Source organism: Streptomyces sp. NPDC005728 (genome assembly GCF_040630895.1).
GTDB lineage: Bacteria > Actinomycetota > Actinomycetes > Streptomycetales > Streptomycetaceae > Streptomyces.
On record NZ_JBEXYL010000142.1, the window covers coordinates 1 to 15,208 of the forward strand.

Annotated in this window: 11 protein-coding genes and 1 pseudogene; 1 reads left to right on the top strand and 11 read right to left on the bottom strand. The window is 71.3% G+C overall.

From position 1 onward, the window contains the following. From ABZ471_RS43845 to ABZ471_RS43890, 10 genes and pseudogenes are all read right to left on the bottom strand, one after another. Window positions 1-428, bottom strand: a pseudogene (locus tag ABZ471_RS43845) (histidine kinase); the annotation flags it as partial. 2 nt (window positions 429-430) lie between these two features. Then, window positions 431-1,114, bottom strand: coding sequence for a response regulator (locus ABZ471_RS43850; RefSeq protein ID WP_359074754.1), 684 nt, complete (start codon window positions 1,112-1,114; stop codon window positions 431-433). 91 nt (window positions 1,115-1,205) lie between these two features. After that, window positions 1,206-1,874 (bottom strand): potassium-transporting ATPase subunit C, encoded by a 669-nt coding sequence (locus tag ABZ471_RS43855; RefSeq protein ID WP_359074755.1) that lies wholly within the window; start codon window positions 1,872-1,874, stop codon window positions 1,206-1,208. Between the two features lie 5 nt (window positions 1,875-1,879). Continuing rightward, window positions 1,880-4,012, bottom strand: coding sequence for a potassium-transporting ATPase subunit KdpB (kdpB, locus tag ABZ471_RS43860; RefSeq protein WP_359074756.1), 2,133 nt, complete (start codon window positions 4,010-4,012; stop codon window positions 1,880-1,882). After that, window positions 4,012-5,673, bottom strand: coding sequence for a potassium-transporting ATPase subunit KdpA (kdpA, locus tag ABZ471_RS43865; RefSeq protein ID WP_359074757.1), 1,662 nt, complete (start codon window positions 5,671-5,673; stop codon window positions 4,012-4,014). Before kdpA ends, kdpB begins: the two co-directional genes overlap by 1 nt. A gap of 8 nt (window positions 5,674-5,681) precedes the next feature. Then, window positions 5,682-5,771 carry a K(+)-transporting ATPase subunit F gene (gene kdpF / locus ABZ471_RS43870; RefSeq protein ID WP_016434100.1) on the bottom strand — a complete coding sequence of 30 codons (90 nt, stop codon included), beginning with the start codon at window positions 5,769-5,771 and terminating at the stop codon, window positions 5,682-5,684. Then, complete coding sequence (locus tag ABZ471_RS43875; RefSeq protein ID WP_359074758.1) at window positions 5,768-5,926, bottom strand: hypothetical protein; 159 nt, start codon at window positions 5,924-5,926, stop codon at window positions 5,768-5,770. Before ABZ471_RS43875 ends, kdpF begins: the two co-directional genes overlap by 4 nt. 103 nt (window positions 5,927-6,029) lie before the next feature. Beyond that, window positions 6,030-7,871, bottom strand: a complete 1,842-nt coding sequence (locus tag ABZ471_RS43880) for an APC family permease (protein ID WP_359074759.1) — start codon at window positions 7,869-7,871, stop codon at window positions 6,030-6,032. Between the two features lie 169 nt (window positions 7,872-8,040). Continuing rightward, complete coding sequence (locus tag ABZ471_RS43885; RefSeq protein ID WP_359074760.1) at window positions 8,041-8,865, bottom strand: DUF4118 domain-containing protein; 825 nt, start codon at window positions 8,863-8,865, stop codon at window positions 8,041-8,043. Further along, window positions 8,865-11,357: an ATP-binding protein gene (locus ABZ471_RS43890; RefSeq protein ID WP_359074761.1), complete on the bottom strand. Its 2,493-nt coding sequence runs from the start codon at window positions 11,355-11,357 to the stop codon at window positions 8,865-8,867. The genes ABZ471_RS43885 and ABZ471_RS43890 overlap by 1 nt, the downstream gene beginning before the upstream one ends. 235 nt (window positions 11,358-11,592) lie before the next feature. Here ABZ471_RS43890 and ABZ471_RS43895 point away from each other — a divergent pair, with 235 nt between their 5' ends. Beyond that, on the top strand, window positions 11,593-13,167 hold the full coding sequence (locus tag ABZ471_RS43895; RefSeq protein ID WP_359074763.1) for a Na+/H+ antiporter: 1,575 nt from the start codon (window positions 11,593-11,595) through the stop codon (window positions 13,165-13,167). A gap of 9 nt (window positions 13,168-13,176) precedes the next feature. On the opposite strand, the gene ABZ471_RS43900 is transcribed toward ABZ471_RS43895, so the two are convergent. After that, window positions 13,177-14,589, bottom strand: a complete 1,413-nt coding sequence (locus tag ABZ471_RS43900; RefSeq protein WP_359074762.1) for a hypothetical protein — start codon at window positions 14,587-14,589, stop codon at window positions 13,177-13,179. Window positions 14,590-15,208 lie beyond the last annotated feature (619 nt).

Here is a 15,208-nt window from a genome sequence, read left to right on the forward strand (position 1 = left end):
TGCCGCACCCCGGTGATCGACTCGACCACGTCGCCCAGCGACTCCAGGTGCTGGATGTTGACCGTCGAGACGACGTCGATCCCCGCCGCGAGCAGCTCCTCGACGTCCTGCCACCGCTTGGTGTTGCGGGAGCCGGGGACGTTGGTGTGCGCCAGCTCGTCGACGAGAGCGACCCGGGGGCGGCGGGCGAGGATCGCGTCGACGTCCATCTCGGTGAAGGTGCTGTCCCGGTACGCGACTTCCTTGCGTGGCACCTGCTCCAGGCCGTGCAGCATCACCTCGGTGCGCGGGCGGCGGTGGTGTTCGACGAACGCGACCACGCAGTCGGTGCCCCGCTCGATGCGGCGGTGCGCCTCGGACAGCATGGCGTAGGTCTTGCCGACGCCCGGTGCCGCGCCGAGGTAGATCCGGAGTTTGCCGCGTGCCATGGTCACCCTTCGAAGCGGTAGCCCATGCCGGGCTCGGTGATGAGATAGCGGGGACTCGAGGGGTCGCGCTCGAGTTTGCGTCGGAGCTGGGCCATGTAGACCCGCAGGTAGTTGGTCTTGTTGCTCTGGGAGACGCCCCACACCTCGTGCAGCAGCTGCTTCTGGGTGATCAGCCGGCCGGGGTGGGTGACGAGGATCTCCAGCAGGTGCCATTCGGTCGGTGTGAGGCGGACGTCATGGCCGTCCCGTACGACCTTCTTCGCGAGCAGGTCGATGGTGAACCCGTCCGTCTGCACCAGCGTGGTCTCCGGGACGAGCGGAAGCTCCTCGGTGCGGCGTACGGCGGCCCGCAGCCGGGCCAGGAGTTCGTCCATGCTGAACGGCTTGGTGATGTAGTCGTCCGCACCGGCGTCGAGCGCGGCGACCTTCTCGTCGGAGGACTGCCGGGCCGACAGCACCAGGACGGGTACGCGGGTCCAGCCGCGCAGGGCTCTGATCACGTCGACGCCGTCCATGTCGGGCAGGCCGAGGTCGAGCAGGACCACGTCGGGCTGGCGGGCCGCCGCGAGACGCAGCGCGGTGGCACCGTCGGGGGCCGCGTCGACGCCGTACCGGCGGGCCTGCAGATTGATCACGAGGGCCCGTACGAGCTGCGGGTCGTCCTCCACCACAAGCACCCGGGTCATGGGTGTGCGCCTCTCCTGTCATGGCTGCGGGAGCCGGCGGAACCGGGATGTCTCCCGGGCCGCCGGCTCCCGTGCGGTTCGCACAACGACGTCACTGCTTGGCCGCGAGGCCCTTGAGCGCGATGTTGAGTTCGAGGACGTTCACGCGGGGCTCGCCGATGAAGCCCAGGGTGCGGCCCTCGGTGTGGTCCTTGACCAGCTTCTCGACCGCGGAGACGGACAGACCGTTCTTCGCGGCGACCCGGTGGACCTGGAGTTCGGCGTACTCCGGGGAGATGGCCGGGTCCAGGCCGGAGCCGGAGGAGGTCACCGCGTCCGCGGGGACGTCCGACGACCTGACCGTGTAGCCGGACACGGAGTTGTCCTTGACGACGGCGGCCTTGGCGTCCTCGACCTGCTGGACGAGGACCTTGCTGTCGGCGGACAGGTTGGTCGCACCCGAAAGGATCAGCTTGTACCGGGTGTTGACGCTGTTGGCGCCGAGCCCGTTGGCCGGGCGGCCCTGGAACCACTTCAGGTCCGCGTCCGGGGTCTCCTGCCCCTTCTTCAGCGGCAGGTTGTACGACTGCCCGATCAGGGACGAGCCGACGACCTTGCCGTCCGCCTTGGTCTCGGAGCCGTTCGCCTTGCTGTGGAACGCCGCCTGGGCGATGCCGGTGACGACCAGCGGGTAGATGACGCCGGTCACCAGGGTCAGCACGAGGAGGGCACGCAGGCCCGCCCCGAGCAACCGGACCGTGTTCGTGACGGAGTTGTTCATGGCGATCAGCCGATTCCGGGGATGAGGGAGATGAGCAGGTCGATGATCTTGATGCCGATGAACGGGGCGATCAGTCCGCCGATGCCGTAGATCCCGAGGTTGCGCCGCAGCATCTTGTCCGCGCTCACCGGCCGGTACTGCACGCCCTTCAGGGACAGCGGCACCAGCGCGATGATGATCAATGCGTTGAAGATGACGGCCGACAGGATCGCCGAGTTCGGCGAGGACAGCTGCATGACGTTCAGCTTGTCCAGGCCCGGGTAGACCGCCGCGAACAGCGCCGGGATGATCGCGAAGTACTTCGCGACGTCGTTGGCGATGGAGAACGTGGTCAGTGCACCGCGGGTGATCAGCAACTGCTTGCCGATCTCGACGATCTCGATGAGCTTGGTCGGGTTGGAGTCGAGGTCGACCATGTTGCCGGCCTCCTTGGCGGCCGACGTACCGGTGTTCATCGCCACGCCGACGTCCGCCTGGGCCAGCGCGGGCGCGTCGTTGGTGCCGTCACCGGTCATCGCGACCAGCTTGCCGCCCGCCTGCTCGCGCTTGATGAGGGCCATCTTGTCCTCAGGAGTGGCCTCCGCGAGGAAGTCGTCGACGCCCGCCTCCTCGGCGATCGCCTTCGCGGTCAGCGGGTTGTCACCCGTGATCATGACCGTCTTGATGCCCATGCGGCGCAGCTCCTCGAACCGCTCCCGCATGCCCTCCTTGACGACGTCCTTGAGGTGGATGACGCCCAGGACGCGGGCGCCCTGCTCGTCCTCGACCGCGACCAGCAGCGGAGTACCGCCGGCCTCGGAGATCCGGTTCGCGATCGCGTCGGCGTCCTTGGCGACGGTGCCGCCCTGCCCCTCCACCCAGGCGATGACCGAGGCGGTGGCGCCCTTGCGGACCTTGCGGCCGTCGACGTCCACGCCGGACATACGGGTCTGGGCGGTGAAGGCGATCCACTCGGCGTGTGCCAGCTCGCCCTGGTGGCGCTCGCGCAGCCCGTACTTCTCCTTCGCCAGGACGACGACGGAGCGGCCCTCGGGCGTCTCGTCGGCCAGCGAGGAGAGCTGGGCGGCGTCGGCGACCTCGGCCTCGGTGGTGCCCTTGACCGGGACGAACTCGGCGGCCTGGCGGTTGCCGAGGGTGATGGTGCCGGTCTTGTCGAGCAGCAGCGTGGAGACGTCACCGGCGGCCTCGACCGCACGGCCCGACATCGCCAGCACGTTGCGCTGGACCAGACGGTCCATGCCCGCGATGCCGATCGCGGAGAGCAGGGCGCCGATGGTGGTCGGGATCAGGCAGACCAGCAGGGCGACCAGCACGACCATGGTCAGGTGCGTGCCCGCGTAGTCGGCGAACGGCGGCAGGGTGGCCACCGCGAGCAGGAAGACGATCGTCAGTGAGGCGAGCAGGATGTTGAGGGCGATCTCGTTCGGCGTCTTCTGCCGGGCCGCGCCCTCGACCAGGTTGATCATCCGGTCGATGAAGGTCTCGCCCGGCTTCGTCGTGATCTTGATGACGATCCGGTCGGACAGCACCTTCGTGCCGCCGGTCACCGCGGAGCGGTCACCGCCGGACTCACGGATGACCGGGGCCGACTCACCGGTGATCGCCGACTCGTCGACCGAGGCGACGCCCTCGACCACATCGCCGTCACCCGGGATGACGTCACCGGCCTCGCAGACCACCAGGTCACCGATGGTCAGCGCGGTACCGGGCACCTGCTCCTCGGACGTGCCGTCCGCGAGCAGCCGGCGCGCCACCGTGTCGGTCTTGGCCTTGCGCAGGGTGTCCGCCTGCGCCTTGCCGCGGCCCTCGGCGACCGCCTCGGCGAGGTTGGCGAAGAGCACGGTCAGCCACAGCCAGGCGCTGATCGTCCAGCCGAACCAGTCGCCCGGGTCCTTGAAGGAGAACACCGTGGTGAGCACCGAGCCGATCCACACCACGAACATCACGGGCGACTTGACCATCACCCGCGGGTCGAGCTTGCGGAACGCGTCCGGCAGCGACTTGATCAGGGCCTTGGGGTCGAACAGGCCCGCGCCGACCCGTCCTTCGGAGGGCTTGTGCCCGGTCGGTGCGTCCTGGTGGGGCGCAAGGGTGGGAGTGGACATCGAGTCCTCTTGCTTCTGTATGTCGGTGCTCATCACGCCAGCCCTTCCGCGAGCGGACCCAGAGCGAGGGCCGGGAAGTACGTGAGACCGGTGATGATCAGGATCGCGCCCACCAGCAGGCCGGTGAACAGCGGCTTCTCGGTGCGCAGGGTGCCGGCCGTGACCGGGACGGGCTTCTGCTCGGCGAGCGAGCCGGCCAGCGCCAGCACGAACACCATCGGCAGGAAACGGCCGAGCAGCATCGCGAGTCCGGTCATGGTGTTGTACCAGTCGGTGTTCGCGTTCAGGCCGGCGAAGGCGGAGCCGTTGTTGTTCGACGCCGACGTGAAGGCGTACAGGACCTCGGAGAAGCCGTGCGCGCCCGAGTTGAGCATCGAGTGCGGCGGGGTCGGCAGCGCCATCGAGGCCGCCGAGAAGACCAGCACCAGTGCCGGGGTGATCAGGATGTAAGCGGCCGCCAGCTTCATCTCGCGGGCACCGATCTTCTTGCCCAGGTACTCGGGCGTACGGCCGACCATCAGACCGGCGATGAACACCGCGATGACCGCCATGATCAGCATGCCGTAGAGGCCGGAGCCGGTACCACCGGGCGCGATCTCGCCCAGCATCATGCCGAGCATGGTGATGCCGCCGCCGAGTCCGGTGAAGGAGGAGTGGAAGGAGTCCACCGCGCCGGTCGAGGTGAGCGTGGTCGACACCGCGAAGATCGACGAGCCGCCGATCCCGAAGCGGACCTCCTTGCCCTCCATCGCCCCGCCGGCCGCCTGGAGCGCCGCGCCGTGGTGCGCGAACTCGGTCCACATCATCAGAGCGACGAAGCCCAGCCAGATGGTGAACATCGTGGCGAGGATGGCGTAACCCTGCTTCACCGAGCCGACCATCACGCCGAACGTGCGGGTCAGCGAGAACGGGATCACCAGGATCAGGAAGATCTCGAACAGGTTCGTGAACGGGGTCGGGTTCTCGAAGGGGTGGGCGCTGTTGGCGTTGAAGTAACCGCCGCCGTTGGTGCCCAGCTCCTTGATGGCCTCCTGCGAGGCGACCGCACCGCCGTTCCACTGCTGCGAGCCGCCCATGAACTGGCCGACCTCGTGGATGCCGGAGAAGTTCTGGATCGCACCGCACGCCACCAGCACGACGGCGGCGATGGCAGCACCCGGCAGCAGGATCCGGAAGGTGCCGCGCACCAGGTCGGACCAGAAGTTGCCCAGCTCACCGGTGCGCGAGCGGGCGAAGCCGCGCACCAGCGCCACCGCGACGGCCATACCTACGGCGGCAGAGACGAAGTTCTGCACGGCGAGACCGGCGGTCTGCACGACGTGACCCATGGTCTGCTCGCCGTAGTACGACTGCCAGTTCGTGTTGGTCACGAAGGACACGGCCGTGTTGAACGACTGCGCCGGGTTGACCGAGTCGAAGCCCATCGAGCCGGGCAGGATGCCCTGGAGCCGCTGGAGCAGGTAGAGGAAGAGGACGCTGACCGCCGAGAAGGCGAGGACACCGCGCAGGTACGCGGGCCAGGTCATCTCGGCGTCAGGGTTGGCACCGATGCCCTTGTAGATCCACTTCTCGACACGCAGGTGCTTGTCGGAGGAGTAGACCCGGGCCATGTAGTTGCCGACGGGGATGTAGACGAGCGCCAGCGCGCCTATCAGCGCGAGCAGCTGGAGCACGCCGGCCAGTTCGGGACCCATGTTGTGTCTCAGAACCTCTCCGGGAAGATCAGGGCGAGGACGAGATAGCCCAGCAGGGCGACGGCCACGACGAGGCCGACGATGTTCTCGGCGGTCACAGCTTGGTCACCCCCTTGGCGACAAGAGCCACCAGCGCGAATCCCGCGATCACGGTGACGACGAAGGCCAGATCGGCCATCGCGAACTCCTGGAGTGAGGTTCGGTTGAAACGGACGCTTAGAAGGAAAGCGCCTCCCTGGCCGGATCTGGTCACCCGTTGACGGCTCCCATACGGCCGCCCGCACGCCTTTGACGGGACTCTTACGGCTTCTGATCCGTACCGGTAAGTAGGCCACCGTGACGTTCGGTGACCTGGCTCACGGCAGCCGGAAGCGCAGCCGGCAGATCACCGCGTCCGTCTCCCGCCGTACCGCGTGCGCGACGACCGCGCCCCGCTGGTTCTGCAGCAGGCGCTGCCACATCCGCTCCGGCTCCGTCTCCGGGATCAGCACGGTGACCCGGGTGGCCGGCTCGGAGGCGGCCACCTCGCGGACGTAGGCGGCTATGGGACGCCCCAGGCTGCGCCGCTCGCAGGTCAGCCGGACCAGTGGCACTCCCGGGTCCCACTCGGCCCAGGCGCGCTCCAGGGCGTGCAGCTGGGTGCGGTCCTCCGGGTCGGGGTAGCAGACGCTCACCGCGCGGACCTCGTCGCCGAGGGAGGCGGCGGCCGTCAGAGCCTCCGAGGTGAGCCGGGACAAGGACGAGACGGGGACGATCACCAGCGAGCGGTCGCGGTGCGGAGCCTCCGGTACGCGGCCGAGGCCGAGCCGCTCGCCGATCCGGTCGTAGGCGCGGTGCACGGCACCGAAGGCGGCGACCAGCAGCGGCAGCGCGACCACGATCAGCCAGGCGCCCTCGGTGAACTTGCTCGCGGTGACGACGACGGTCGCGACACCGGTGAGCAGCGCGCCGAAACCGTTCAGCAGGGCCTTGCCCTGCCAGCCCTTGCCGCGCTCCAGGCGCCAGTGCCGGACCATGCCCACCTGGGCGATGGTGAAGCCCACGAACACCCCGATGGCGAACAGCGGCACCAGGGTGTTGGTGTCGCCGCCCGAGAAGACCAGCAGCGCGGCGGAGACGAGGGCCAGCGCGAGCACGCCGTGGCGGTGCACCTGCCGGTCGGCCTTGAGGGCGAAGACGTGCGGGAGGTAGTTGTCGCGGGCGAGCAGCTTCAGCAGGACGGGCAGGCCGCCGAAGGAGGTGTTCGCGGACAGGGCCAGCAGGATCATCGTCGCGAACTGGATGACGTAGAAGGCCCAGTTGTGGCCGAGCGAGGCGTCCGCGAGCTGGGCGAGGACGGTGACGCCCTCGACCGGCTGGAGGTGGAAGCGGGAGATCAGCACCGACAGGCCGATCAGCATCAGGCCGAGTACGGCACCGAGCGCGACCTCCGCGTGCTGGGCCCGCCGGGCCCGCGGGACGCGGAAGGAGGGGACGGCGTTGGCGATGGCCTCGACGCCGGTCAGGGCGCTGCATCCGGAGGCGAATGCTTTCAGCAGGAGCAGGGTGCCCACGGTGGTGGCGTTGTCCGCGAGGGCCGAGGCGTGCCCGGCTGCGGTCACCGTGCTCACGGGGTGGGAGCGGAAGAGCCCCACGATGATCAGTACGAAGATCGAGCCGACAAACACGACGGTCGGCACGATGAACGCCTTCGCCGACTCCACGATGCCCCGCAGGTTGACGCCCGTGATCAGCACGAGCACCGCCAGGCACAGCCACAGCCGGTCGTCGTACAGGGACGGGAAGGCCGAGGTCAGGGCGGCCACACCGGCGGTGACCGCCACGGCCACGTTCAGGACGTAGTCCAGGATCAGCGAGGCCGCCGCCACCAGGCTGGTTCGCGCACCCAGGTGCGTCTTGGCGACCGCGTAGGAGCCGCCGCCGTCCGGGAAGGCCGCGATGACCTGCCGGTACGACGCCACGAGCACCGCGAGCAGTCCGGCGATCGCCAGGGTGACCGGCAGGGTGAAGCCGAGGCCATGGGCGCCCGCGGCGGCCAGGACCAGGACGATCGCCTCCGGGCCGTAGGCCACCGACGCCATGGCGTCCAGCGACAGCGCGGCGAGTCCGGTGACGGCGGTCAGGCGGTGGCGCTCCCCGGTATCGGGAGGCTCTTCGTCGGCGGGGGCGGCGCCCGGCTCGAGGGTCAGGACGGACATGGGTGCGTGCTCCTTCTTGCTTCAGCCGCGCACGAGGCCCGAACGGTGCGCGGGTGCACCCAGGTTGTGTCCCTTCCCGATCGCATCCGACAGATCCTTGCGGCATCTTCGCGCGCGACCGCCCGACTTTGACGGGATCTTGACGGGCGGCCTCGGCACGACAGGCCGGTCAGGCGACCGGCCCCGACGTGTCCAGGGCGGCACCGGTCTGATCGGCCAGGGTCACCGCGACCAGGCGCGCCTGGAGCACGGGGGCGGGCCCCGGGCCGGGGGTGAGCATGAAGCGGCCGAGGTAGTGCCCGTTGCCGTACGCCCGCAGTTCCGTCTCGCCCTCGGGCCAGCCGGCCGTGTCCAGGTCCCAGGTGTGCCGGCCCACCGTCACGCTGCCGTCCTTCTCCAGCCGCGGCGGACGGCCGAGGAGGGTCCCGTGCTCGAAGCGGCAGGCGTTCAGCCCGAGCAGCTCGGTCAGCTCGCCGCGCACGTGGTCGACCACGGTGTCCGCCGAGTTGGCGGTCTGGGCGAGGGCGGCCGTGCGGTGGATGCGCGCCAGGTGGTCCGCGTCGGTCACGGCGACGACCTCCAGGCGGCGGGCCCGGGCGGCGAGTTGGGAGACGACCAGGCCGACGACGAGCAGCAGCACCGCCGTCTCGACGTCCGCGGACGCGGTGATGTCGAACGTCTCGTACGGCCGGGTGAGGAAGCTGTGTCCGATTGCGGCTGCGCCGCGGGCGAACCAGGCCGCCGCCGACAGCGCCGCCACGACGCCCGCCGTACGGCTGCCCAGCGCGGCCACCGCGACGACCACGACCACGAGGATCAGCGCGGCGTTCGTCCTCGACAGGTCCGTACGGAACGGTACGAGCGCGGCCGCCACCAGGAGCGGGGCCAGGACGCCCGCCGCGAGGGCGAGCCGGTCGCGCACGGGCCAGGAAGCCGCCGCCGGGCGGGCCCGGTCGGCGCGGTGCAGCCGGAACGTGCTGGTCTGGGTGCTCATCAGGCACCTCCTGCACTCTGCGCACTCTGCGGGTGCGCGTGTTGTTCGGCGAAGGGCAGCGACACGACCATGGTCAGGCCGCCGCCGGGAGTGTCCTCGGGGGTGAGCGTGCCGCTCATCGCCTCGGTCAGGCCGCGAGCGAGCGCGAGCCCGAGCCCGAGGCCGGTGGTGTTGTCGGTGTCGCCGAGCCGCTGGAACGGCTCGAAGAGGCGGTCCCGGCCGGCCGCCGGCAGCCCGGGGCCGCGGTCCACGACCCGCAGCTCCACCCGGCCCGCCAGCGCACTGGCGGTGACCAGGACCTTCTCGCAGGGCGGGGTGTGCCGGGCGGCGTTGCCGGCGAGGTTGGCGATCACCCGCTCCAGCAGCGGCGGGTCGGCCAGCACCGCCGGGATCGCCTCCGTGTCCGCCACCTCGACACCGGGAACGTCCGCCAGCGCCGTGGGCAGCACCTCCTCCAGGGAGGTCGCGCGCAGGTTCAGGGTGAGGACACCGGCCTCCAGGCGGCTGAGGTCGAGGAGGTTCTCCACCAGCCGGTTGAGCTTGGCCATGGACTCGTCGGCGGTGGCGAGGAGTTCCTCGCGGTCGGCGGCGGAGAACTCGACCTCGCTGCTGCGCAGGGAGGCGACGGCGGCCCAGCCCGCGGCGAGCGGGGTGCGCAGATCGTGGCCGACGGCCCGCAGCAGCGCCGTACGCATCCGGTCGGCGGCCCGGACGGGCTCCACCTCGGCCGCCGCCTCCGCGAGCCGGGCCCGCTCGACCGCGGAGCCGACGTGCGCGGCGAACGCGGCCAGCACCCGCCGCTCGGAGGAGGACAGGGTGCGCCCGCGCAGCACCAGATGGGCTCCGGGGCCGGCCGGTACGGCCGTCAGCTCCCCGGCATCGGGCGGCTCGTCCACCAGCTCCGCCGACTCCATCCCGAAGGTCTCCCGGGTGCGTTCCAGCAGCGCCGGGATGGTCGCGCCGCCGCGCACGATGGTGCCGGCCAGGGACGACATGGTCTCGGCCTCGGCCGTGGCCCGCGCTGAGCGCCGGGACAGCCTGAGGGAGCGGTCGACGACTCCGGCCACGATGGCCGCGACGACCGCGAACACCGCGAGGGCGAGCAGCGCGTTCGGGTCGTCCAGCGTGAACTGCCCGACGGGAGGGATGAACCAGTAGTTCAGCAGCAGCGACGCCGTGATCGACGCAATCACCGCCGAGGTGACCCCGCCTATGCAGGCCACGCCCACCACGGCGAGCAGGAACAGCAGCGCCTCGCTGGTCAGGTTCACCGTTCCGCGCACCTGGGCGAGGCCGGCCGTCAGCAGTACCGGCAGCACGAGCCCCGCCACCGGTCCGGCGATCAGGCGCGCGGTGGACAGGGTGCGGCGCCGGGAGGGGAGCAGGGTGCCGCGCCCGGCGCGCTCGTGGGTGACGCGGTGGACGTCGATGTCGCCGGACAGCTCCGTGACGGTCTCGCCCGTGCCGGGCCCGGTGATGAACCGTTCCAGCCGTCCCCGGCGGCTGGTGCCGAGGACCAGCTGGGTGGCGTTCTCGGCGCGGGCGAACTCCACCAGCGTCGTCGCGATGTCGTCGCCGACCACCGAGTGGTAGCTGCCGCCCAGGTCCTCCACCAGCCGGCGCTGCCGGGCCAGCGAGGCGTGCGAGACCCCGGCGGCCAGGCCGTCGCTGCGGGCCACGTGCACGGCGAGCAGGTCGCCCCCGGCGGAGCGGGCGGCGATCCGCGCGGCCCGCCTCACCAGCGTGTCCCCCTCCGGTCCGCCGGTCAGCGCGACGACCACCCGCTCCCGGGTCTCCCACACCCGGCCTATGCCGTGCTCGGTGCGGTACTCCTGGAGCGCCTCGTCGACCCGGTCGGCCACCCACAGCAGCGCCAGCTGGCGCAGGGCGGTCAGGTTGCCGGGCCGGAAGTAGTTGGCGAGGGCCGCGTCGATCTTCTCGGGCGTGTAGATGTTGCCGTGCGCCATGCGGCGGCGCAGTCCCTCGGGGGGCATGTCGACCAGTTCCACCTGGTGGGCACGGCGGACGATGTCGTCGGGAACCGTCTCGTGCTGGGGCACGTGCGTGATCTTCTCGACCACGTCGTTGAGGGACTCCAGGTGCTGGATGTTCAGCGCGGTGATCACGTCGATGCCGGCGGCGAGGAGTTCCTCGATGTCCTGCCACCGCTTGGCGTTGCGGCCGCCGCCCGGGACGTTGCTGTGGGCGAACTCGTCCACGATCGCCACCTGCGGGCGGCGGGCGAGCACCGCGGCCAGGTCCATCTCCTCGAACGCACCGCCCCGGTAGCTGCACCGGGCCCGCGGGACGACCTCCAGGCCGTCCAGCATGGCCTCGGTGCGGGGCCGGCCGTGGCACTCGGCGAAGCCCACCACCACGTCCGCCCCGCGGGCGGCACGGCGCCGCCCCTCGTCGAGCATCCGGTAGGTCTTGCCGACTCCCGGGGCCGACCCGAGGTAGACCTTCAGTCGTCCTGGCCGCACGTCACTCATCGCCGCCGACGCACTCCGCTCACTGGCTCAACTCCCTCGGGAGAGCGGGTCACTGCTCCTAAGGAAGCTCTTTCGGGCGCCGGACGGTGGCGCTGTTAGCGGTTCCTTGGCACCGGTCCCGGGGACCTTGACACTGTCTTGACGTGCTGTGGCCGGATAGGGTGAAAGCGGTGTGCCGGGAAGTCTGGTCGGCGTGGGAGCCACGGTGGCTCCCGTGAAGCCCCAGGGGGACGGCATGCGCAGCGTCGGGACGGTTCTTGCACTGGTCGTACTGGCCACCGTCGTGGCGACCTTCGCGCGCCGGTGGCGCATTCCCGCACCCTCCCTGCTCGTCGTCGCCGGTCTCGCCGTGGCCCTGCTGCCGGGCACCCCCGAGATCGAGATCAGCCCCGAGATCATCGGGCTGGTCGTGCTGCCGCCGCTGCTGTACGCGAGCGCCGAGGAGATGCCCTGGCGGGAGCTGCGGGCGGTGTGGAAACCGGTGGGGATCCTCGCCATCGGCCTGGTCCTCGCGTCCGCGGCGGCCGTGGGAGCGGTGGCCGCCACCGTGACGCCCCTGTCCTGGCAGATGGCGCTGGTCCTGGGCGCGGTGCTGGCCAGCACCGACCCGGTGGCCGTGACCGCGCTCGGACGGCGGCTCGCCCTGCCGCCGAAGGTGCAGGTCCTCGTCCAGGCGGAGAGCCTGTTCAACGACGCGACCTCTCTGGTGCTGGTCCGGGTGGCGGCGGGCATCGCGGTCGCCTCGGCGGCGGCGAACTGGGGCGCGGCGGGCGGCGAGTTCCTGGTGCTGGCCGGTGGTGGCACGGTGATCGGCGCCGCGGTGGCCGGGGTGGTGGCCCTGATCCGGCGGCGTACCGAGGAGCCGGTGCTGGAGACGGTGATCGCGCTGGTCACCCCGTACGCCGCGTATCTGCTGGCGGAGGCCGCGCACACCTCCGGGGTGACATCGTGCGTGGTGGCCGGGGTGGTCCTGGGCGGCCGGGGCGACCGGCTCACCAATGCGCGCATAAGGCTCCAGCTCCACGCCGTGTACGGCACGGTGGTGTTCCTGCTGGAGAGCGTGGTCTTCTCGCTGATAGGGCTGGCGCTGCCCGCGCAGGTGCAGGCCCTGGCCGACGGCGACCGGGCGTGGCCGCTGTACGCCCTCGCCGTCGCCGCCACGCTGATCGCCGTACGTCTGCTGTGGCTCGCGCCGCTGTCGGCGGTCGTCCAGCGCAAGGGCGGGATCGGCCGCATGAACTGGCGGGTGCCCATGGTCCTGACCTGGGCGGGCACCCGGGGCGTGATGCCGCTGGCCGCCGCTCTGTCCATCCCGGAGATCGCGAAGGACGGCTCCTCGCTGGCGGACCGCCCCCTGGTGCTGGTCCTGACCACCTCGGTCGTGGTGGTCACCCTCGTCGTCCAGGGCTTCACCCTCGCCCCGGTCGTCCGCGCCTCCGGCATCGCCCTGGAGCCCGCCCACACCGAACGCGAGGAGGTCGAGGCCCGCTCCCGCCTCGCCCGCGCCGGACTCGCCCGACTGGAGGAACTCGCGGAGCTGGAGGCCGTACCCGACGTGGTCGTCGACCGGCTGCGCCGCGGCCTGAACGCCCGGCTGGAAGACGCCCGCGACCGGCTCGCCGAGAGCAACGGCAGCGCCGCGGCGACCGAGTCCGCCGACCTGGTCTACCGCCAGCTGCGGCGTGACCTCATCGCGGTGGAGACGGAGGAACTCCAGCGCCTCTACGACGGCCATCGCATCAGCGACACCACCCGCCGCCGCCTCCAGCGCTCCCTGGACCTGGAGGAGGCCCGGCTGGCGGACGCGTAGAGGGCCGGGTCAGCGGTACTCCGCCAGCCGTGGCCGCAGCCCGAGCGCGGTGAGCGCCATCGACACGAGCAGCAGGGCCGCCGCCCACGGCAGCAGCGTGTCCACCGCCGACCGTCCCGCCCGCACCGACGCGTCGAAGTGGGCCCGGTTGACGTCCGTCACCTGGTCCAGTGCCTTCATCCACGCGCCGAAGTGGGCGTTGGAGGTGTTGGGTTCCCAGCCCATGCAGAACTCGGTGGCCTCCCGTTCCTGCCCGGTCGCCACCAGCGACCGGATCTTGCGGTCGTCGCGCTCGTAGACGGCGTACGCCCGCACGGTCCGCTCCGCCGCGGTGCGCTCCCCGGGGAAGGTGATGTTGTCCAGCTCGCGCCGGAACTCGCCGGTGAAGCGCAGGTCGTGGTGGTCGGACTCGTACATCTGCCAGGTGGCGGCCAGTTCGCGGTCGTAGGTGTCGAGGGTCGCGTCCTGGATGCCGTACAGCTTCTGGGACTTGGCGAGGAACGCGCTCGCATACCGGTCCCTGCGCTGGGGGTCGAGCAGGTAGCGGCTCTCGTCGGCGTTGGCGTCGTAGGCGACGGCCCGGGCCCGGGAGAGCGCGACGACGGAGTCGAAGGCGTCGTGGCGGGCGACGCGCAGGTTCCCGGACGACGAGGTGAGCAACTGCGCGCCGAGGACCACCGCGACCAGGGCGCACACGGTGCCGGCGAGGACGCCGGGGTTCAGGATCCGGCGGAAGCGCCGGGCCAGGTACCACTGGAGGAGGCCGAGCACGGCGAGCAGGAGGCAGCCGAGCGCGACGAGGGCGGCGAGCTGCCCGGCGAGGGCGGAGCGGGCGGCGCCGTACTCCGCGTCGAAGGCGCGGTCGTTCGAGTCGACCAAAGTGCGGGACTCGGGGAGCAGCCTGCTCTGGAGCAGGTCCGTCGCCTTGCGGTAGTCGACGTGGGCGGCGGCCTTGCCGCCGGTGCGCCCGTCGTTCTCCAGGGCGCGTCCGATCAGCTCCTGGTACTCGGCGAAGTCGTCGGTCAGGTTCTCCACGGTCTTCTCGTCGGACCGGTCCCCCTGGGCCGCGACGGCGAGGGTGCGCAGGTCGTGCCCGATCTCGCGCCGGGCGTCGCCGTAGAAGCCGACCGCCTTGTCGTACGGCGTCCGCAGCCGCCCTTTGCCTGCGTCGCCGCTGGACAGCAGGATGTTGGCGGCCTGGGCGTCCATGTCGTTCAGGGCGAGATTGAGGTCGGCCGCGCTGGTGGTGCGCGGCGCGGCGCGTCCGGCCACGCTGTCCCAGGTGCCGTTGGCGGTCAGCCCGGCGACGGCCAGCAGCACGGCCACGGCGGTGGCGAGCAGGAGCGTGGCCGCGCGCAGAAGACGCAGCCGCGCGGGCACGGTGGCCCGAAAACGGCGGCGCAGAGCGGCCCGCGCGGCCACGACCTGCCGATGAGGACGCGGCCCCGGACCCGGATCGCCTGTCGGCGGACCCCCTGGTGTCCGCGGTCCGGGGCTGCTCCCCGACGGGTCGGCCCCCTCCTGCCGTGGTGGTGCGCCCCCCTCGGGCCCTGCACCCCGCGCTGTCTCGGCCGTGAGAGTCACGGTCCCTCCAACATCACGCCACGGACGGTCGCCCGTCCCCCGTTGGCGATCAGTCTGCGACCGGATCCGGCCACCGATGGCCAACGTTGACGCGTTCCTGACGGCTACTCAGCCTTGTTTGACGGCGCCTTGACGGCGACTTCCGAGTCGCCGTATGGGTACCGCAAATTCCCCACTTATCCAGCGGGTTGGTGCCGCGAGCGACGTTAGATTCGCTGTCGGCCGCCATTGGGGCCGCGGGCGTCAGCGGCCCCACCCGACCGGTGGAGTCCCCACTCCGCAGTGGCGCGAAGGCGGTCCGGTGCGTGTCCGAGGGACAGGCACCCGCGCACCACGTCTGTCGTCGTCCCATCGCCGACGTCGGTGCGCCCCCGTGGGGGGGGGGGGGGCCCGCCCCCCCCCCCCCCCCCCCCCCCCCCCCCCGCCCCCCCCCACCCCCCCAACTTTTGTTTTTTTA